Source organism: Bradyrhizobium centrolobii (assembly GCF_001641635.1).
Classification (GTDB): Bacteria; Pseudomonadota; Alphaproteobacteria; order Rhizobiales; family Xanthobacteraceae; genus Bradyrhizobium; species Bradyrhizobium centrolobii.
Genome location: NZ_LUUB01000123.1, coordinates 41,159 through 61,072 on the forward strand (window position 1 = coordinate 41,159; position 19,914 = coordinate 61,072).

General features: G+C 64.9%; 19 protein-coding genes and 1 pseudogene. 13 read left to right on the forward strand and 7 right to left on the reverse strand.

The annotated features are described in order from the left end of the window. The 4 genes from AYJ54_RS53290 to AYJ54_RS43775 form a co-directional block, all read left to right on the forward strand. On the forward strand, window positions 1–805 hold an 805-nt coding region (locus AYJ54_RS53290; RefSeq protein ID WP_283808774.1), incomplete at its 5' end, for an adenylate/guanylate cyclase domain-containing protein. 350 nt (window positions 806–1,155) lie between these two features. Further along, window positions 1,156–2,355, forward strand: a complete 1,200-nt coding sequence (sorA, locus tag AYJ54_RS43765; protein ID WP_063708682.1) for a SorA family sulfite dehydrogenase catalytic subunit — start codon at window positions 1,156–1,158, stop codon at window positions 2,353–2,355. Window positions 2,356–2,367: 12 nt separating this feature from the next. Beyond that, window positions 2,368–2,691 (forward strand): SorB family sulfite dehydrogenase c-type cytochrome subunit, encoded by a 324-nt coding sequence (gene sorB / locus AYJ54_RS43770; RefSeq protein WP_063708683.1) that lies wholly within the window; start codon window positions 2,368–2,370, stop codon window positions 2,689–2,691. 208 nt (window positions 2,692–2,899) lie between these two features. Further along, window positions 2,900–3,100, forward strand: a complete 201-nt coding sequence (locus AYJ54_RS43775; protein WP_027527932.1) for a cold-shock protein — start codon at window positions 2,900–2,902, stop codon at window positions 3,098–3,100. A gap of 170 nt (window positions 3,101–3,270) precedes the next feature. On the opposite strand, the gene AYJ54_RS43780 is transcribed toward AYJ54_RS43775, so the two are convergent. Further along, complete coding sequence (locus tag AYJ54_RS43780; RefSeq protein WP_063708684.1) at window positions 3,271–3,732, reverse strand: Lrp/AsnC ligand binding domain-containing protein; 462 nt, start codon at window positions 3,730–3,732, stop codon at window positions 3,271–3,273. A 114-nt stretch (window positions 3,733–3,846) separates the two neighbouring features. Between AYJ54_RS43780 and putA the strand changes: the two genes are divergently transcribed. The 3 genes from putA to AYJ54_RS43795 all read left to right on the forward strand — a co-directional run bounded on the left by putA (window position 3,847) and on the right by AYJ54_RS43795 (window position 9,096). Next, window positions 3,847–6,846 carry a bifunctional proline dehydrogenase/L-glutamate gamma-semialdehyde dehydrogenase PutA gene (putA, locus tag AYJ54_RS43785; RefSeq protein ID WP_063708685.1) on the forward strand — a complete coding sequence of 1,000 codons (3,000 nt, stop codon included), beginning with the start codon at window positions 3,847–3,849 and terminating at the stop codon, window positions 6,844–6,846. A gap of 111 nt (window positions 6,847–6,957) precedes the next feature. Continuing rightward, window positions 6,958–8,163, forward strand: a complete 1,206-nt coding sequence (locus tag AYJ54_RS43790; protein WP_063708686.1) for a CaiB/BaiF CoA transferase family protein — start codon at window positions 6,958–6,960, stop codon at window positions 8,161–8,163. Window positions 8,164–8,448: 285 nt separating this feature from the next. Further along, a complete protein-coding gene (locus tag AYJ54_RS43795) occupies window positions 8,449–9,096 on the forward strand; it encodes a glutathione S-transferase family protein (protein ID WP_063708687.1) in 648 nt (215 codons plus the stop codon). Window positions 9,097–9,267: 171 nt separating this feature from the next. Here AYJ54_RS43795 and AYJ54_RS43800 read toward each other — a convergent pair whose 3' ends face one another. From AYJ54_RS43800 to AYJ54_RS43810, 3 genes are all read right to left on the reverse strand, one after another. Beyond that, a complete protein-coding gene (locus AYJ54_RS43800) occupies window positions 9,268–9,477 on the reverse strand; it encodes a hypothetical protein (protein WP_063708688.1) in 210 nt (69 codons plus the stop codon). A 37-nt stretch (window positions 9,478–9,514) separates the two neighbouring features. Then, complete coding sequence (locus tag AYJ54_RS43805; protein ID WP_063708689.1) at window positions 9,515–11,053, reverse strand: hypothetical protein; 1,539 nt, start codon at window positions 11,051–11,053, stop codon at window positions 9,515–9,517. Window positions 11,054–11,146: 93 nt separating this feature from the next. Beyond that, a complete protein-coding gene (locus AYJ54_RS43810) occupies window positions 11,147–12,160 on the reverse strand; it encodes a hypothetical protein (protein WP_063708690.1) in 1,014 nt (337 codons plus the stop codon). Between the two features lie 280 nt (window positions 12,161–12,440). Between AYJ54_RS43810 and AYJ54_RS43815 the strand changes: the two genes are divergently transcribed. Then, window positions 12,441–12,812, forward strand: a complete 372-nt coding sequence (locus tag AYJ54_RS43815) for a Crp/Fnr family transcriptional regulator (RefSeq protein WP_063708691.1) — start codon at window positions 12,441–12,443, stop codon at window positions 12,810–12,812. Further along, the gene (locus tag AYJ54_RS43820; RefSeq protein ID WP_063708692.1) at window positions 12,809–13,621 is read left to right on the forward strand and encodes an MBL fold metallo-hydrolase; all 813 of its coding nucleotides are present in this window, start codon (window positions 12,809–12,811) and stop codon (window positions 13,619–13,621) included. Before AYJ54_RS43815 ends, AYJ54_RS43820 begins: the two co-directional genes overlap by 4 nt. Window positions 13,622–13,876: 255 nt before the next feature. Here AYJ54_RS43820 and AYJ54_RS43825 read toward each other — a convergent pair whose 3' ends face one another. From AYJ54_RS43825 to AYJ54_RS43835, 3 genes are all read right to left on the reverse strand, one after another. Further along, window positions 13,877–14,374, reverse strand: a complete 498-nt coding sequence (locus tag AYJ54_RS43825; RefSeq protein WP_063708693.1) for a TPM domain-containing protein — start codon at window positions 14,372–14,374, stop codon at window positions 13,877–13,879. A gap of 2 nt (window positions 14,375–14,376) precedes the next feature. Then, window positions 14,377–15,303 carry a TPM domain-containing protein gene (locus tag AYJ54_RS43830; protein WP_063708694.1) on the reverse strand — a complete coding sequence of 309 codons (927 nt, stop codon included), beginning with the start codon at window positions 15,301–15,303 and terminating at the stop codon, window positions 14,377–14,379. Window positions 15,304–15,441: 138 nt separating this feature from the next. Further along, a complete protein-coding gene (locus tag AYJ54_RS43835) occupies window positions 15,442–16,050 on the reverse strand; it encodes a LemA family protein (protein ID WP_063708695.1) in 609 nt (202 codons plus the stop codon). A gap of 181 nt (window positions 16,051–16,231) precedes the next feature. Here AYJ54_RS43835 and AYJ54_RS43840 point away from each other — a divergent pair, with 181 nt between their 5' ends. The 4 genes and pseudogenes from AYJ54_RS43840 to AYJ54_RS43855 all read left to right on the forward strand — a co-directional run. Further along, on the forward strand, window positions 16,232–17,086 hold the full coding sequence (locus tag AYJ54_RS43840) for an enoyl-CoA hydratase (protein ID WP_063708696.1): 855 nt from the start codon (window positions 16,232–16,234) through the stop codon (window positions 17,084–17,086). Window positions 17,087–17,091: 5 nt separating this feature from the next. Next, entirely contained in the window at window positions 17,092–18,240 is a 1,149-nt protein-coding gene (locus AYJ54_RS43845; protein WP_063708697.1) for an acyl-CoA dehydrogenase family protein, read from the forward strand. Window positions 18,241–18,255: 15 nt separating this feature from the next. Then, complete coding sequence (locus AYJ54_RS43850; RefSeq protein WP_063708698.1) at window positions 18,256–19,452, forward strand: acyl-CoA dehydrogenase family protein; 1,197 nt, start codon at window positions 18,256–18,258, stop codon at window positions 19,450–19,452. A 217-nt stretch (window positions 19,453–19,669) separates the two neighbouring features. Further along, a pseudogene (locus AYJ54_RS43855) lies at window positions 19,670–19,914 on the forward strand (IS110 family transposase); the annotation flags it as partial.

Here is a 19,914-nt window from a genome sequence, read left to right on the forward strand (position 1 = left end):
CGTCATCGGCGATCATGGCGCCCTGCCCGAGCCGTCGCAGCGCGAGGCTTTCGTGCTCACCCGCGTCGGTACCACCGATCCCTCGATCAGGCTGGCCTGCCAGTTGCGACCGACGTCGGACCTCTCCTTCTTCCAGCTCTTCACGCCGCACACGCTGTCGGCGAACGCGCAGGCCTCGACTCCGGCGCGGATCGGCCAGGAACGCTACCTCGTCAGCCTGTTCGTGGACATGCGTGGCTCGACGCAACTCGCCGAGAAACGGCTGCCATTCGACACCGTCTTCATCGTCAATCGTTTCCTCGGCGCGGTGTCGCAGGCGGTGATCGAGAACGGCGGCCAGCCGAACCAGTTCGTCGGCGACGGCATGCTGGCGCTGTTCGGGCTCACGGCCGATCCGCAAACCGCCTGCCGCCAGGCGCTGAAAGCCGCCGCCGGCATCGCCCTCCATATCGACGAGCTCAACGAGCTCTTGAGTCACGATTTGCGCCAGCCGATACGCTTCGGCATCGGCGTTCACGGCGGCGAGGTCATCATCGGCGACATCGGCTATCGCGATCACATCGTCTTCACCGCGCTCGGCGATGCCGTCAACGTCGCCGCGCGTCTCCAGGACATGACCAAGATACTGGCATGCGAGGCGATCGTCTCGGAAGAGGTCCGCCGCACCGCCGGCCTGCGCGACGACGCGCTGCCACAACAGGAGGTTACGATCCGCGGCCGCGACCAGCCGATGGTCGTGCGCGTGGTCGCGGACACCAGGCAGTTGACCGCCCTGGTCGACCGCGGCGAGCGAGTCGCGGCGTAAAAGGTCATAGCTCTTGTTTGGATAGACTCGCGGCGAGCTCGCTTCGCCTCTCCCGCTTGCGGGGGAGGTCGGCGCGAAGCGCCGGGTGGGGGCTCGCTCCACATCGGGAGTGTCGATTGTGGAAGCACCCCCACCCCAACCCTCCCCCGCAAGCGGGAGAGGGAGCGCACCTTCTTCGCGGCGTCACGCCCCGGTCAACATGCGGTACAAGTAACACCGCGTTGTTGCAACGCAGCGGCATGGGCCTGCTGCGAAAGCACGAATTGACTTCGCGGCCTTCGAAGCGACAGATGTGCACGGGTTTGCGGTGATGACCGCGACTCAAACCACAGCGCTCCGGGGGGAGACACATGATCGACAGACGCAACCTGCTCAAGGGAGCAGGCCTTGCCGCGTTGGCGGCAGGCCTCGGCGCCACCAAGGCAGTGGCCGTGGACACCGTCACCCTGCCCTTCGCCAATGGCGAACGGCCGCTGGTGAAATATCCGCAGAAGCGGCCGATGATCGGCCTGACCAGCCGCCCACCGCAGCTCGAGACGCCGTTCGCAGTGTTCAATGACGGCCCGATCACGCCGAACAACGCGTTCTTCGTCCGCTATCACCTGTCGGACCTGCCCTACAATCTCGATCCCGACAAGTTCACGCTTGAGGTCAAGGGCAAGGTCGACAAGCCGCTGAAGCTGTCGCTGAAGGACATAAAGAAGATGAAGGCGACCGAGATCGTCGCCGTCAACCAGTGCTCAGGCAACAGTCGCGGCTTCTCCGATCCGCGTGTCGCCGGCGGCCAGCTCGCCAACGGCGCCATGGGCAACGCGCGCTGGCGCGGCGTGCCGCTGAAGACCGTGCTCGATATGGCGGGCGTGCAGGCCGGCGCCAAGCAGGTCACGTTCAACGGCATGGACGGCCCGGTCAGCGACAAGACGCCCGACTTCGTCAAGGCGCTCGATGTCGACCACGCCACCGACGGCGAGGTGATGCTGGCTTATGGCATGAACGGCGAGGACCTGCCGTTCCTCAACGGCTTTCCGCTGCGCCTGATCGTGCCCGGCTATTACGGTACCTACTGGGTCAAGCACCTCAACGAGATCACCGTCATCGACAACGTGTTCGACGGCTTCTGGATGAAGTCGGCCTATCGCATTCCCGATACGCCCTGCAATTGCGTGGAGCCGGGCACCGCGCCGAAGGCGACCATCCCGATCAACCGCTTCACGATCCGCTCCTTCATCACCAGCGTTGGCGACGGCGCGAAGCTGAAGGCGGGAAGCACGACGCTGCGCGGCATCGCCTTCGACGGCGGCAAGGGCATCAAGGAGGTCGCGGTCTCCACCGACGGCGGCAAGACCTGGACCAACGCCAAGCTCGGCAAGGATCTCGGCAAATACTCCTTCCGCGAATGGAAGCTGCCGGTGAAGCTCGCGGCGGGCGCCTATGACCTCAAGGTTCGCGCCACCAGCAATTCCGGCGAGACTCAGCCGGACACGCCGCGCTGGAACCCGGCGGGCTATTTGCGCAACGTCGTCGAAACCGTCCGCGTGACGGTGGCCTAAAGGAGGATAACCATGCAACGGACTGTTCTCCTCGCCATCGCGCTTGCTGCCGGCCTTGGCTGGCTTGCGACCGGCCCCACCTCCGTGACCGCGGCGCCCGTCAACTACAAGATCCCGGACGAGGTCGCCGCGTTCAAGCCAGGCCCCAATCTCGAGGTCGTCCAGGGCAATTGCACGGCCTGCCATTCGGCCGATTACGTCAACACGCAGCCGCCGATGAAGGACAAGAAGGCCTTCTGGCAGGCCGAGGTGACCAAGATGATCAAGGCGTACGGCGCGCCGATCGACGATGCCGACGTCGGCAAGATCGTCGACTATCTGGCCGCGACCTATTAACAGGTCGCGGCATGCGTGCGGGCCAAATGACCGCTAAACGGGCAAAACCGGCAAAAACGCCGCGAAGTTGAGCGGTTTTCGCACAAACGCCCGTGCGGTTTGAGCTATCAAGCCCGCAACATTCCGCGTATCCTGTTAGGACCGAACCGGCCGGTTGGCGGGGACTGGCGGTTCGCGATCTCGGAGGAAGACCCGCGGAGAAGACGTGATGCCCAAAGGTACGGTCAAGTGGTTCAACCCGACGAAGGGTTATGGATTTATCCAGCCTGCGTCGGGCGGCAAGGATGTGTTCGTGCATATCTCGGCAGTGCAGAAGGCCGGTCTGTCCACGCTCAACGAGGGACAGACGGTGGAGTATGAAGAGATCGCAAACCGGGGCAAGACCTCCGCAGAGAACCTCAAAGTATAAGCCCGCCAGCCTTTGCTGCCTCCCGGATATCTTTCGGGAGTGAGGCCAAGAAAATTTTAGAAGACGGTCAGTGCATTCGACGACAGGCGTTGCGATTGCGCACGGATAGCTATTTTGCCTGCAAAGACCGCTTGTAAGCGCCACAGCAACGACAATCGCGACGGCACATGTCAGCCCACCGGCAACGGTGCGTCGCGCTTGATCTCCTCCATCACTGCATAGGTGCGCGTCTCGCGGACACCCGGCATCGACAGCAAGGTCTCGCCGAGGAAGCGCCGATACGCGCTCATATCGGCCAAGCGCGCCTTCACAAGATAGTCGAAGCCGCCGGCAACCATGTGACACTCCAGAACCTCGGGCGCGAGTTTGACGGCACGCGCGAAGCGTTCGAAATTCTCCGGCGAGGTCTTGTCGAGCAGCACCTCGACGAACACCAGGAGCCCAAGGCCGAGCCGGTGCGGATTGAGCCTTGCGCCATAGCCCTCGACAAAGCCTTCGCGCTGCAAGCGCTTCAGCCGTTCGCCGACCGAGGTCGGCGACAGGCCGATGCGTTCGGCGAGTTCGACGTTGGCGATGCGCCCATCCTCTTGTAAAATCGAGAGGATATTCCGGTCGATTCGATCAAGTTCCATATTTTATACGGCCCAAATCCAACCCGTCTTCATTTTCTAAGGCAGGATGGCATATTTGTCTATCGAACTACGGCGAAGAGCGGATTATTTTGCGTTTCGGCCAGAGGACACGCCATGCCCAACATCCCTCCTCCCTTCACCGCCCCCTACGCCCCCGCTGACGCCGACATCGCCGCACGCTTGCTGCCGGCAGGGCTTCTCAGCCCGGCGCAGGAGGCGCGGATCGATCGCGTCGCCACGCGGCTGATCGAGGCGATCCGCAAGCGTGACGACCGCCTCGGCGGGGTCGAGGACATGCTGCGCGAGTTCGCGCTCTCGACCAAGGAAGGGCTGGCGCTGATGGTACTGGCCGAGGCGCTGCTGCGCGTGCCCGACGCGCGCACCGCCGACCAGTTCATCGAGGACAAGCTCGGCGAGGGCGATTTCATCCACCACGAGACCAAGTCCACGGCCTTCCTGGTCAACGCCTCGGCCTGGGCGCTCGGACTGTCGGCGCGGGTGATCCAGCCCGGCGAGACGCCCGACGGCACCATCGGCCGGCTGGTGAAGCGGCTCGGGGCGCCGGCGGTGCGCGCGGCGACGCGCCAGGCGATGCGGCTGATGGGCAATCATTTCGTACTCGGCGAGACCATCGAGCAGGCGCTGGAGCGGGCTCGGCCGCACTCCGGCCACCAGGCCCGCTATTCCTTCGACATGCTCGGCGAAGCCGCGCGCACGGCAGCTGATGCGAAGCGCTATTTCGACGCCTATGCCAGCGCGATCGACACTATCGGCAAGACGGCGGGCAGCCACGCCCTGCCCGACCGGCCCGGTATCTCCGTCAAGTTGTCGGCGCTGCACCCGCGCTTCGAGGCGATCAGCCGCGAACGCGTGATGCGCGAGCTGGTGCCGCAACTGCTCGATCTTGCACGGCGCGCCAAGAACTATGACCTGAACTTCACCGTCGACGCCGAGGAAGCCGACCGGTTGGAGCTGTCACTCGATGTGATCGCGGCGACGCTCGCCGATGCATCGCTCGCCGGCTGGGACGGATTCGGGCTCGCGATCCAGGCTTATCAGAAGCGGGCCAGCGCAGTGATCGACTATGTCGACGAGCTTGCGCATGCGCATGACCGCAAGCTGATGGTGCGGCTGGTCAAGGGCGCCTATTGGGACACCGAGATCAAGCGCGCGCAGGAGCGTGGGCTCGACGGCTATCCCGTGTTCACCCGCAAGGCGATGACGGATCTGAACTTCGTGGCCTGCGCACGCAAGCTTCTGGGCCTACGGCCGCGCATCTTCCCGCAATTCGCCACCCACAATGCGCTGACGGTCGCGACCGTGCTGGAGCTTGCGGGCGACAGCGGCGGCTTCGAGTTCCAGCGCCTACACGGCATGGGCGAGGCGCTCTACGAGCAGCTTGCGAAGGATCATCCTGACATCGCCTACCGTACCTATGCGCCGGTCGGCAGCCATCGCGACCTGCTCGCCTATCTGGTGCGGCGGCTGCTCGAGAATGGCGCCAACTCCTCCTTCGTGGCGCAGGCCGCCGACTATCGCGTGCCGGTCCCGGCGCTGCTGCAGCGTCCGGCCGATGCCATCGCCCGGCCGCAGCAGGCCTCGCATCCCAAGATTCCGCTGCCATGCGATCTGTTCGCGCCGGACCGGCGTAATTCGCGCGGCATCGAATTCGGCGAGCGCACCGCGCTCGACCGACTGCTCGCCGACATCAGGAACGAGACGCTCGACCTCAAACCGGTCGCCGACGCAACGCCCGATCAGGCCGACGCCGCGGTGGCAGCAGTGCGCGCGGGCTTTGCGGCCTGGAGCCGGACACCGGCAGCCGCGCGCGCGGCGTCGCTCGAGCAGGCCGCGCATCTCCTGGAGAGCCGCGGCGCTCATTTCATCGCGCTCTTGCAGCGCGAGGGCGGCAAGACGCTCGACGATGCGCTGTCCGAGCTGCGCGAGGCCGCGGACTTCTGCCGCTACTATGCGGCGCAGGGCCGAAGACTGTTCGGAAGCGAAACCGCGATGCCGGGCCCCACCGGCGAAAGCAACGTGCTGGGCTTGCGCGGACGCGGCGTATTCGTGGCGATCTCGCCCTGGAATTTTCCGCTCGCGATCTTCCTCGGCCAGGTCACGGCGGCGCTGATGGCAGGCAACTGCGTGGTGGCCAAGCCCGCCGAGCAGACGCCGCGTATCGCGGTCGAGGCGGTGCGGCTGCTGCACGAGGCCGGCATCCCTGCCGATGTACTGCGCCTCGTCACCGGCGACGGCCGCATCGGCGCTGTGCTGACAGCACAACCCGATATCGCCGGCGTCGTCTTCACCGGCTCGACCGAAGTCGCGCGCGCGATCAACCGGGCGCTCGCCGCCAAGGAAGGACCGATCGTGCCGCTGATCGCGGAGACTGGCGGTATCAACGCCATGATCGCGGATGCGACCGCGCTGCCCGAGCAGGTCGCCGACGATGTGGTCACCTCCGCCTTCCGTTCCGCCGGTCAGCGCTGCTCGGCGCTGCGGCTCTTGTTCATGCAGGAGGACGTCGCCGATCGCATCATCGAGATGATCGCGGGCGCGGCGCACGAATTGAAGATCGGCGACGCCGGCGATGTCGCGACCCATGTCGGGCCGGTGATAGACCAGGAGGCCAAACAGCGTCTCGATGCCCATATAGCGCGGATGAAGAAAGAGGCGCGGCTGCACTTTGCCGGCACCGCGCCGGAGGGCTGCTTCGTCGCCCCACACATCTTCGAACTCAGGGAGGCCGGCCAACTCACCGAAGAGGTGTTTGGCCCGATCCTGCATGTCGTCCGCTATCCAGCCGAGGAGTTTGGACAGGTGCTGGCCGCGATCGATCGCACCGGCTATGGGCTCACGCTCGGCATCCATTCGCGCATCGACGACACCGTCGAGGCCATCATCGACCGGGTGCAGGTCGGCAACATCTATGTCAACCGCAACATGATCGGCGCCGTGGTCGGCGTGCAGCCGTTCGGCGGCAACGGGTTGTCAGGAACCGGCCCGAAGGCCGGCGGCCCGCACTACCTCGCGCGCTTCGCGACCGAGCAGACCGTGACCATCAATACCGCTGCCGCGGGCGGCAATGCTGCCTTGCTTGCGGGGGAGGAGTAGGCACGGGAAGGAGCGTTGCATCCCGCCAGAACATCGGTCTAATGCTCCCACGACTTGGCCGTGCTAATTCCAGCGCGCGGGAAACAACAAGAGCGAGGGAGCAACGCCACGATGGAAAAGGGCATTTTTGCGGGCCTGAAGGTTCTGGACTGCGCGAGCTTCATCGCAGCGCCTGCTGCCGCGACCGTGCTGTCGGATTTCGGCGCCGACGTCATCAAGATCGAGCCGCCCGGCGCCGGCGACCCCTACCGCAATCTGCCGAACCTGCCTGGCTATCCGACCGGCGAGCACAATTTCGCCTGGCTGCTCGAGGCCCGCAACAAGAAGAGCATCGCGCTCGACCTCTCCAAGCCGGAGGCGCAGGCCGTGCTCTACAAGCTCGTGGAAGAGGCCGACGTCTTCATCACCAACATGCCGCCGCCGGTGCGCGCCAAGCTCGGCATCACCTATGATCACCTCGCCCATCTCAACGACCGCCTGATCTACGCCTCCTTCACCGGCTATGGCGAAAAGGGCGAGGAAGCCAACAAGCCCGGCTTCGACAGCAACGCCTATTGGGCGCGCTCCGGCCTGATGGACCTCGTCCGCGCCGACACCCACACGACGCCGGCCCGCTCCGTCGCCGGCATGGGCGATCACCCCTGCGCCATGGCGCTCTATGGCGCCATCGTCACCGCGCTCTATCAGCGCGAGAAGACCGGCAAGGGCTCTCATGTCGCCTCCAACCTGATGGCGAACGGGGTGTGGGCGGCGAGCGTGCTGGCGCAGGCCAAGCTCTGCGGCGCCAAGTTCGGCGAGCGGCGCCCGCGCGAACGCGCGCTCAACGCCGTGACCAATCACTATCAATGCAAGGACGGCCGCTGGATCATCCTGTCGCTGCTGAACGAGGACCGGCAGTGGCCGACGCTGGCGCGCTGCATCGGACGCGAGGACCTCATCAACGACCCCCGTTTCATCACCAAGCCGGACCGCCACGCCCGTTCGGTCGAGCTGATCAGGATCTTTGACGAAGTGTTCGCCACCAGGGATCTTGCCGAATGGCGCAAGATCCTCGACGGCAACGGCTTGGTGTTCGGCGTCGTCGGGATCCTGGACGACATCCCGAACGACAAGCAGATGCTCGAAAACGAGGTGCTGGTGCCGTTCGAGAACGACACCATGCTCACCATCAACAGCCCGATCTGGGTCGACGGCGCCAAGAAGGTGCAGCCGCGCAAGCCGCCCGCCGTCGGCGAGCACAGTGACGAGATTTTGCGCCGGGCGGGATACGACGAGGCGGCGATCAAGCAGCTGCGGTCATCGGGCGCGGTGGGGTAAGGGACGCGCCGCGCGCGCCGCATACACCGCCGTCGTCCCGGCGAAGGCCGGGACCATACCGCGGAATCTGTCAAGTGCGGTCGGTAGGAGTACCGAACGACGAGTCTTCGCCAAACTTCTCCCTGGGGTTATGGGTCGCGGCCTTCGCCGGGACGACGGTGGGCAGATATCAACTCCGAACGGCCTGCGCAGATGCATTTCTGGATTGCTTCGCTGCGCTCGCAATGACGATGCGGGACGATGTAGCCTCACCGACGCCATCCCGCATCGTCTCGTGAGGGTCCCATGCCCAGCTATCGCCTGCACTACTTCCCCGAATCCGGCAACAGCTACAAGCTGGCGCTGATGCTGACGCTGTGCGGCGAGACGTTCGGGCCGGTCTGGACCGATTTTGGCGGCGGCGTCACGCGCACCCCGGAATGGCGCAAAACGGTGAACGAAATGGGCGAGATCCCGGTGCTGGAAGTCGACGGCGTGAAGATGACGCAGACTGCGCCGATCCTGCTCAAGCTCGCCGAGCAGTATGGCCGCTTCGGCGGCGAGACGGCGGAGGAGAAGTTCGAGCTGCTGCGCTGGCTGTTCTGGGACAACCACAAGCTCACCGGCTACATGGCGACCTACCGCTTCATGCGGACATTCATCCCGAACGGCGACCCGCAAGTGATGAAACACTTCCGCTACCGGATCGACGATTTCCTCGGCATTTTGGAAGGACATCTCCAGCGCAACGCCTTCGCGATCGGCGCCAAGCCGACGGTCGCCGATTTCTCGATGATGGCCTACCTGCACTATCCGAGCGACGAGCACGGCTATGATTTCGCAGCGAGCCATCCCGCCATCCACGCATGGCTCGGCCGCCTCGCCGCGTTGCCCGGCTGGAAGTCGGCGTACGACCTCTTACCCGGCAAGCGGCTGACGCACTACGCAAAGTAAGTGCTCTTCTCCCTCTCCCCGTTCTTACGGGGAGAGGGTTGGGGTGAGGGGCTCTCTCCGCGGAAATGGTGAGAGTTGGATTCGCCGAAGCCCCCCTCACCCGGATTGCATCTTCGATGCAATCCGACCTCTCCCCGCAAGCGGGGCGAGGTGAAGAGGCATCGCTCCCCCCTACGACCGTAACGCCAGCCAGCCGAGCGTGAACAGGATCCCGCCGCCGATGACGACAACCGCGACCGCCCAGGTGCTGACGCGGATGCTGCCGGTGACCTGTTTGGCTTCCTCATTGCGCGCGATCTCGCGATTGCGCTCCTTGTTGGCGTCGCTGGTGTCGGTCATGAGTCGTCCAAATCGGTTTTCGCCGGACTTGATCTTGCGCATGATCTTTTCGCAGACCGCTACGCACTTGGATCATGCTCTAACGCGTCTTGATGAAACACATGCCGATGCGGCTCGATGCCGAAGCAGCCTGACAGGTGAGACCCTTAGCACAGGTCCATGACGTAAAACTCTTATCAGTCGTTCCCGATCCCGCATTTTGCAGGGAACAATGCGCGCCCCAGCCATCTTCGTATTCGGTCCCGGCCAGCTCCCGGCTGCCGCGGGTCTGCGGCCGGCTGGAAAATCCGCGTGAGAAATCAGGGCGTTTGCCCTCTGCAAACGCAGCCAGGATGTCATGACGGCGAACCTGGTCGCCGAAGAAATGCGGCGAAGCCGGCACGATGGTGGAATTGGACGGCTTGTCCACGAGCCAGTCGACGCCCGGAAAATGAAAGCCGCCAATGCCGCGGGTCTGGTGGCAGCCGGCGCAGGTGATGTCGTTGAGGCGGCGCTGGAAGCCCGCGACCGAGCGGATGTTCTGCATGTCGATGCCGCGCGCGGCCGCCTGCTTGAGTGCACCAACCACGTCATTGTCGGTGAAGACGGGATCGCCCTTGCCCTCGCCCTGCATCATGCCGAACTCCGGCTGCAACGCAGAAGCATCGACGCCGGCCGGCGTCGGCGCGACCGCGGCCTTGGCCAAAAACTTCTCAGGGATCAGGACCGTACCGCGATCGAACTCGCGGAAATGGTCAGCCTCGAGCAGCCAGGCCTTGAAGTCACGGCGGAGCGCGTCGTCCGCGCGAATCCGGTCGCGGTCGATCTGGTTCTCCAGCGTCGATTCCTCAAACAGTTTTGTGTCGTGGTTGTACTTGAAGACCTTGAGCAGATAGTCGGAGCGGAAATCGTGCAGCGCCGATTTCGGCGCGACCGAGATCTGGATGTTGGTCTCGATCCGATCAAGCATCGCATCGTAGGGATAGAAGCTACTACCGATCAACCCCTGCCAGTCGCCATTGTCGAGCCAGCGCCGCGCGACCTCGGCGCAGGTGAGCGGCTTGCCGCTGCGATCAGTCTGGCGCGCATCCCTCGCCTTCATCACCAGGTTGAGCGTCATCGGCAGGCGCGTCGAAGTCTTCCCGCCATCGGGATTGCTGTCGAAACGCGTCAGCCGGTAGATCAGGCGGATTTCGCCGCAGGACTCTTCCGACACATAGGCGCGGTCCATGCGGTTGACGATGCCGGCCAGCACGAAGCGCGTGTCGCGGGATTTCAGGACGGCGCGATCGAACAAGTGGACGTCAAAGCCGTCGCCGACGCCGATGGTTTCGGTCGGCGATTCCGCCTCGTGTCGCGCGATGTAGCGATCGAACTCCGCATCGATCGCGGGTAGAATTTGCTTGAGCCGCGGCAGCGACGAAAACAGCAGGTCGGTGGTCAGCGGAAAGTCCGCGTTCCGCTCCGGCCACAGCAGGCGCGAGATCGCGAGCGCGTCGCGTTGATCGAGCTTTCGCAGGAGATCGGGTTCCGTGATCGCGGTGCCGCGCTCGAGCGGCGCGTTCTCCGCTGCCGAGAGCGCCACGACGCCGCCGAACAGCACGACGACAGCAACGAGAATTCGCAACGCGCGGCTCATGCCTTCACTAACACCGCGCAGGGACGCCTATTCAAGCAAAAAGGCGCTTCACATCGCGGTGAAGCGCCTCTTCAAAAGTCGGATATCGACGGCTCAGCGCGCGACGATCAGGCCCTTGCTGGTGACCACCACCCAGCGGCCGTCCTGGCGGCGGATCGCATCGATGCGGCCAAGGCCCGGCACGGGATCGCCGGCATAGACCTCGTAGAGGGCTCCCCGGCCCTCGATCAGCGCGCCGCCATTGGCGACGTCACGCAGCACCCAGCCTTCGACCGTCGGCAACCGGCCGACCTCGACCTTGGGCGCGGCGGGCGCAGCAGTCGGCGCGGCTGCGGCAGTGGCAACCTGGGTCGGCGCGATCGAGCCCGTTGTCTCCTTCGCGGGCGCCGCGGCGGCGGCCTGCGCGGGCCCGGCGGGCGGCGCGGCGCGGAGCTTGTCGACCGTCTCGGACAGCTTTGCGAGCTTGGCCATCGGCTCGGCCTGCGCCTTCTCGAGCTTGTCGAGGCGGTCGTTGGTCCGGTTGAACTGGCTGAGGCCGGTCTTGGAGGTGTGCTCAAGATTGGTCTTGAGCGCGACGACATCGGCGTCGATCCGGGCGACCGAGCTTTCCAGCGCGCTGGTGTCGGCCACCTGTGCCGGCGCCGGAGCCGGGGCGGCGGCGAAATGCATGACGCCGGCGGTCGCCAGCGCGCCGCTGATCGCGCCGACGCAGGCTGCGAGCGCTACCACCGCGGCCATCGCGGACAGACGCCGCTTGCCGCCGGCCTCACGCGTCTCGTCGGCCTTCGCATGGGAGGCGAACTCCTCGCGCTCCCAGGAGCGGTCCGAGGGCGCCATCACGATGAGCTTGCCGGGCTTCGGCTCAGGCTTGGCTTCGGCGTTCGCCTCGACCTCCGGCCTGGCGCCGAGCTGCGGCACCACGATCCGGGGCGCATCGACGTTGGGGGCATCCGGCTTTGCCTCATCAGCCCTGGGCGGCGCCTCGTGGTCGGGGGCGATCGAGGGGGCCTCGACGCCGGTCGTAGCCTCGACGGCCTGCGGCTCGGCAGCGGCGGCTTCAACGACGCCAGTGTATTCGCCAGTGTTCTGGCCGGCCTGCTCGGGCATTGGTTCGCTCACGACTCAAATACTCCAGTCAAGATTGACCTTTTGGTAACTTTCATTGCTTGCGAAATCCTTACCTTCGGACCCGCTTACCGAAGTTTTAGGAACTCATCCGGGGCCGAATTTGGCCCGGAAAGTGGAACCGGCGTGGCGGTCGTGAAACAAATTGTAAGCCGATGCTGCTCTGCGGCAGGCGGCCGTCCTCCGTCGAACGGCCTGTTTGCCGGACCTTGCTCCCCGGCTAACATGACTCGTCCCGTCCGCCAGAAGGCCAGAGGGTGTCATGACGATCGAGAAGTGCATCAACGAGTTTGGTGTCGATGACGTCATCTTCGAGGAGGGCTCGACGGGCCGCGAGTTGTTCGTGGTGCTCGACGGCCAGGTCGAGATCGCCAAGATCCGCGGCGCAACGAAAACCACCATCGTCAAGCTCGGCAAGGGCGAGTTCTTCGGCGAGATGGCCGTGATCGACGGCTCGGCGCGCTCGGCGACCGCGATCGCGGCGGCGTCGCACACGAAGGTCATGAGGATCAATCACGCCCGCTTCGTCTATCTCGTCAGCCAGCAGCCGGCGTTCGCGCTGATGGTGATGGACGCGCTCTCCAAGCGCCTGCGGGCCTCCAACGCCGTCACCTATAGGGCAGCACAGCCATGAGCGACCGCAAGCCCACGGCCTTCCCGATCCTGATGAAGAACGACATCTGCTCGCTGATCCAGGCGGCGGACGACGTCTATCAGATCCGCTTCGCCAATCGCGCCGCCAACGCTTATCTGGTGCGCGGCTCGGCGCGGACGATCCTGATCGATGTCGGGCTCTCCACCAACTATCCGGCGATGGTGGAGTGCCTCAACTTCGCCGGCTGCCCGCCCGAAAAGATCGACATGGTGGTGCTGAGCCACGAGCATCTCGACCATATCGGCGCCGCCTGGCATTTCAACGAGCGCCGCACGTTCATCGCAGCGCATCGCCTCGCCGCCAACAAGATCATGCTGCGCGACGATTTCTCGATGCTGCGAAAGATGTTCAACGAGCCAAATGTGCCGATCAACATCGACATCTGGCTCGAGGAAGGCAATCTGATCGATCTCGGCAATTTCCGCCTCAACGTGATGTACACGCCGGGCCACACCTCGGCCTGCATCACGCTGTTCGACCAGGACAAGGGGCTCCTGTTCGCCTCCGACACGCTGATGCCCGGCGGCGTGATGGGCGGCGTGTTCGGCTCGGGCAGCATCGCCGACTACATCCAGTCGCTGGAGCGGCTGAAGGGGCTGGATTCGAAGATCCTGTTGTCAGGGCACGGGAGGCTGTCCGATACGCCGCAGGAGGATGTCCGCATCGCGATCGCGCGCTCGCACGGATTGCTGGAGGACACCGCGCAGCTGTTCAACGCGCTCGATGCCCGCTCGAACTTCGAGCCGATCATGCAGTCGGTGCGGGATCTGAACAAGCTGGATGATTAGCTGGCCTCGCGCCGAGGGCATCATTTGTGAAGCCAAGCACAACGCTCCCACGATGTCGTCCTGGCGAAAGCCAGGACCCATAACCCCAGGGAGACGTTTGGCGAAGACTCGTCGTTCGGAACTCCCACCGCACACCATCGATAGACCTCGCGGTATGGGTCCCGGCCTTCGCCGGGACGACGTTGGGGTGAGATCACCGCGCTGCTTCCGCAATGACGGAGTTTGGGGCGCTCGCTACAACCACCTTCCGGCCCGTCACATAACCACCGGCTTGTCCGGCAGCTCGTTGGGATGCGGGCCTTGCGGCGGAAAATGCTTCGCCAGCTCCCGCGACACCGCCTCGATGCCGCCGATCGCGCCGCGCTCGAACTGGCCAGACCTGAATTCGGCCTCCATCGCGCGGCAGATGTTCTCCCACCCCTCGGCTCCAACCTTCTTGTCGATGCCGCGGTCGGCGACGATCTCGACGTCGCGGTCGGCGAGCAGGAGATAGATCAGGACGCCGTTGTTGTGCGCGGTGTCCCAGATTCGCAAATGCGAGAACACGTCGAGCGCGCGCTCGCGTGCAGCCTGGTTGCGAAACAGCGCAGCGCCGTCGAGCGCGCCTTCGATGACGAAGCGGACCTGGCCGGCATGGGTGGTCTCACCGCGCTTGATCGCCTGCTCGATGCGACCGAGCACGTCCCGCGTGAACACCTGCTTGGCGCGCCAATGGTGCAGGAACAGATGCCGGGTGATACGCCTGATGCTCATACCTACCAGCTCCCCGAGGCGCCGCCGCCGCCAAAGCTGCCGCCACCGCCGCTGAAGCTGCCGCTGTCGCTGGACGAGCCGCTGCTCCAGCCGCCCCCCGACGATGAGCCGCTCGACCAGGAGCCGCGACGCGAATAACCGGTGCCCGGCCCCGTTGCCATCGGGAAGAGATCGGCGATGAAGGCCAGGAGGAAAGCGATGGCGCCGACGGCCAGCGCAAGAGCGGCGGAGCCGACCATAAACCAGGCCAGCGCTGCGAGCACGCCGCCGGTCGCGACCGACCCGAGCAAGCGCCCCAGCATCGTGCGCAGGATGCCGCCAACGAACAGCGAGGCGAAAAGGGCAAAGGGAATGACAGGCCCAAAATCGCTGAAGTCATTGCTGAAGCTCGTGCTGCGCGCAGGCGCCGGCAACGGCTCGCCGTCGATCACGCGGATCATGCGGTCGACGCCGTCAGAGATGCCGCCGGCGAAATCGCCCGTCCGGAACTTCGGCGTGATGACCTCATCGATGATCCGCCGCGAGGTGACGTCGGTGAGCGCGCCTTCGAGGCCGTAGCCGACCTCGATCCGCAAGTGGCGGTCGTTCTTGGCAACCAGCAGGATCGCGCCGTCATCGACCTTCTTCCGTCCGACCTTCCAGGCGTCAGCGACGCGGATCGAGTACTGCTCGATGGTCTCGGGCTGCGTCGTCGGCACGATCAAGACGGCAACCTGGCTGCCTTTCTTCGCCTCGAAATCCCGGAGCTTCTGGTTGAGCGACGCGAGGTCGCTGCTCGATAGCGTCCCGGTCTGGTCGACGACGCGCCCCGTGAGCTGAGGCACGGCGACGTCGGCTGAAGCGGCAGACGCGAAGGCGAGGAGGAGCGCAAAGAAGAGGACGCAGCGCGATGCGAAGGTCGAACAAGCGCGCAACAACCTCGCTGTCATCGCCCGCGGAGGCGGGCGATCCAGTATTCCAGAGGCGGCTGTGCTTGAACCGAGAAGCCGAGGCGTACTGGATTCCCCGCTTTCGCGGGGAATGACAGCGGTGGGTGGGGCAAAGCGCATTCGCAAAATCGAACGCGCTTACTTCGACGGCGCCGGCGCCGGGTTGAAGTCCACCTTCGGCGCGGTCGAGATTTCCTTCTCGTTGTCGACCGAGAAGTTCGGCCTCTCCTTGTAGCCGAACGCCATCGCGGTGAGGTTGCTCGGGAACGAGCGGATGGTGACGTTATAGTCCTGCACCGCCTTGATGTAGCGGTTGCGCGCCACCGTGATGCGGTTCTCGGTGCCTTCGAGCTGGGACATCAGATCCTTGAACAGGGCATCCGATTTGAGCTGCGGGTAGTTCTCGGTGACGACCAGGAGGCGCGACAGCGCGCTGGAGAGCTCGCCCTGGGCAGCCTGGAATTTCTGGAAGGCTGCGGGATCGTTCAGCACCTCGGGGGTTGCCTGGATGCTGCCGACCTTGGCGCGCGCATTGGTGACCCCGAGCAGCACGTCCTTCTCCTGCTGGGCAAAGCCCTTCACCGAGTTGACGAGATTGGGCACGAGATCGGCGCGGCGCTGATACTGGTTCACGACCTCCGACCAGTTGGCCTTGATCTGCTCATCCTGGCCCTGGATCGCGTTGTAGCCGCAATTGGTCAGGCTGAGCGAGGCAAGCGCCGCCAGCACCGTCAGGATCTTGCGCATTAAATTTCTCCCGGTGAAATCTGACGCAAATTATCAGATTGAGCGCGCGCGCGATACGCCGGACGTCGTCACTGAAGGCGCGAAAAGCAGCCGACTGACGCAAGCCTCTTGCCTATCACCGGACGACATAGTCAACTCGGAGCAAGAATAACACCAAGACGAAAAACGGCAGGGGAACGCCATGTCATCGTTCGAGACCATCCTCGTGCAGAGGCCGGATCCGGCGATCGCGCGGATCGTGATGAACCGGCCCGAGGCGCGCAACGCGCAGAATCTGCAAATGACCTACGACCTCAACGCCGCCTTCGATGCGGCGGTGCAGGACGATGCGGTCAAGGTGATTATCCTCGCCGGCAGCGGCCCGCACTTCTCCTCCGGTCACGATCTGCGCCCGGGCGGCAAGAATGCCGCAGGCGTCGATTTTCCGCCGATCGGAAATTGGGGCGGCTTCGCTGAGCCTAACGCCCATGGCCGCTTCGCGCGCGAGCAGGAAATCTATCTCCAGATCACGCGGCGCTGGCGCAACCTCGCCAAGCCGACCATCGCCGAGGTGCACGGCAAATGCATTGCCGGCGGGCTGATGCTGGCCTGGGCCTGCGACCTCATCGTCGCCAGTGACGATGCGCAGTTCTGCGATCCCGTCGTCACCATGGGCGTGTGCGGCGTCGAATGGTTCGTGCACCCTTGGGAGCTCGGTCCGCGCAAGGCCAAGGAATTTTTGTTCACGGCCGATAGCTGGAGTGCGCAGGACGCCCACCAGCTCGGCATGGTCAACCAGGTCGTGCCGCGCGCGGAGCTGTCTGCGAGCGTGCTGGCGCTGGCGCGCAGGATCGCGACAAAACCGACATTCGCGCTGAAGCTGACCAAGGAGGCAGTCAATCGCTCGGTCGACGTCATGGGCCAGCCGGCCGCGATCGACCAGGCCTTTGCGCTGCATCAGCTCTGCCACGCCCATAACCTTCAGGAGTTCGGCATGGTGGTCGACCCATCCGGCCTGCATCCCTCCGTGCGCAAGCCGCCGGCAGCCGCGGAGTAGACACGATGGATCTCAATCTCAGTGACGAGCAAAAGCTGCTGCGCGAGAGCGCGGAGCGTTTCGTGGCCGAGAGCTACGATGCCGACCATCGCCGCAAGATGGCGAACGATCCGCTCGGCTTCAGCCCGGCGGTCTGGAAGCAGTTTGCCGAGCTAGGCTGGCTGGCGCTGCCGATCGCGGAAGAGTTTGGCGGGCTCAGCGGCGGCGCGGTCGAGATCGGCATATTGATGGAAGCCTTCGGCCGCGGGCTGGTGTCAGAGCCCTATGTCGCGACGATCGTGCTGGGGGCCGCGCTGATCGACAAATGCGGCAGCACCGCGCAGAAGCAGGCGAGACTGCCGAAGATCGCGGACGGAACGCTGAAGCTCGCTTTTGCGCATTCCGAACGCGCCGCGCGGTTCGATCTCGCCAAGGTCGCGACCATCGCCAACAGGACGGCGCAGGGCTGGCGCCTTGCCGGCGGCAAGATCGCCGTGCTCGACGGGCACGCCGCCGACGAGATGATCGTCTCCGCGCACATCCACGACCATCAGGGCCCGTCGGGCCGGATCGGCCTGTTCCTGGTGCCGGCGCATACGCCGAGTCTTGTGATCTCAGAATATCCGCGCCTCGGCGGCGGGCGGGCCTGCAACATCGAGCTAGCCGACGTTCATCTTCCAGAAGGCGCCCTGCTCGGCGACGGTCACGGCGCGCTGCCCGCGATCGAATGGGCCGTCGATCGCGCCATGGCCGCGCTCGGCGCCGAGGCCGTCGGCATCATGCAGACGCTGCTGGAAACGACGCTGGAATACACCAAAATTCGAAAACAGTTCGGCCGGCCGCTGTCCGCCAACCAGGTGATCCGCCATCGCCTCGCCGACATGGCGATGCAGGTCGACGAGGCACGCTCGATGGCACTGCGCGCCGCGCTGAAGGTCGACGCCGAGCCGGTCGAGCGCGCGCGGGCTGCGTCGGGCGCGAAGGCGAAGATCGGCAAATGCGCGCGCTTCGTCGGCGAGCAGTCGATCCAGCTTCACGGTGGCATGGGCGTCACCGAGGAACTCGAGGTCGGCGCCTATTTCAAGCGCCTCGTCGCTTTCGATACGCTGTTCGGCGGCAGCGCGCATCACTACCGCCGCCACGCCGAGCTGAGACGCGCGGCCGCGCCGGTCTGAGAAGAGGAGCGCATCATGGATCTGTCGTTCAATGCCGAGGAGCGCACCTTCCAGGGCGAGGTACGCGGCTTCATTGCAAAGAATCTCACCGACAAAATGAAGCGCGCGACCGCGCTGACGCCGTCCGTCTTCTCCGATCCCGATATCGGCATGGCCTGGCAGCGCGCGCTGCACCGACAGGGCTGGGGCGCGCCGGGCTGGCCGGTCGACCATGGCGGGCCGGACTGGACACCGGCGCAGCGCTGGATTTTCGAGACCGAATGCGCGCGGGCCGGCGTGCCAAACGTCAACGTGATGGGCGTGAAGATGGTCGGGCCCGTCATCATCGGCTTCGGCTCGCCCGAGCAGAAGAACTTTTACCTGCCGCGCATTCTCTCCGGCGAGGACTATTGGTGCCAGGGCTATTCCGAGCCGGGCTCCGGCTCCGATCTCTCCTCGCTGAAGACGCGCGCGGTGCGGGACGGCGACGACTACATCATCAACGGCACGAAGATCTGGACCACGCATGCCCATCACGCCAACCGCATGTTCGCGCTGGTGCGCACCAGCGATGGGCCGCGGCAGCAGGACGGCATCAGCTTCATCCTGATCGACATGAAGACGCCGGGCATCACCACGCGCCCGATCCTCACCATCGGCGGCGACCACGAGGTCAACCAGGTGTTTTTCGACGACGTGCGCGTGCCCGTCGCCAACCGCGTCGGCGAGGAAGGCAAGGGCTGGACCTACGGCAAATATCTGCTCGAGTTCGAGCGTGGCTCGGGGATCGCGTCAGCGAAGCTGCGCGAGGGATTGAAGGCGATCTCGGAGCTGGCGGAATCGGATCTCACCGGACGCGCGATCGACAGCCCCGATATCGCCGCGCGCATCTCCGAGGTCGAGGTCGACATCGACGCGCTGGAGATGACGGAGCTGCGCGTGCTCTCCGCGCTGCAGACCGGGCAGAATCCCGGCGCGGTGTCATCGCTCCTGAAGCTGCGCGTCAGCGAGATCCGGCAGGCCGTGACGCGGCTGGGCGCCGACGTGATCGGCCACGACGCCCTCGCCGTCGAGCCGATGCGCCCGCTCTACAAGCTCAACCACGAACCGGCGGTGCCTGAGGACATGCTGACGGTCGTGCCGGAGTATCTCAACGGCCGGGCCTATACGATCTTCGGCGGCACCTCGGAGATCCAGCGCGACATCATCGCGAAGATGATGCTGGGGATTTGACGGGGGCGGACGCCACGCCTTTCAACTGTCGTCCCGGACAAGCGCACGAAGTGAGCGCCGATCCGGGACCCATCACCACAGGCGGGTGTGGTTACGGGGACTCGGAGTTACCAACTTCGCGCAACAACTCCTCCCTGTGGTTGATGGTGTGGACGGCCCCCTACGGCATCAGTGTGCCAGAATGAGGTTGTCAGAAACTCATTCGCAGGAGCCGTCCGTGAGCCAGATTATCCGCATTGGGATGGATACGTCGAAGTATATTTTTCAATTGCATGGGGTTGATGCATCGGAATCGGTCGTGCTTCGCAAGCGGCTGAGCCGCAAGGCGATGCTGGCGTTTTTTGCCAAGCTGCCGCCGACGGTGGTGGCGATCGAGGCCTGCGGGGCTGCTCACCACCTGGCGCGAGAGCTTGGCAAGCTGGGGCACACGGCCAAGCTGATCGCGCCGCAATTGGTGAAGCC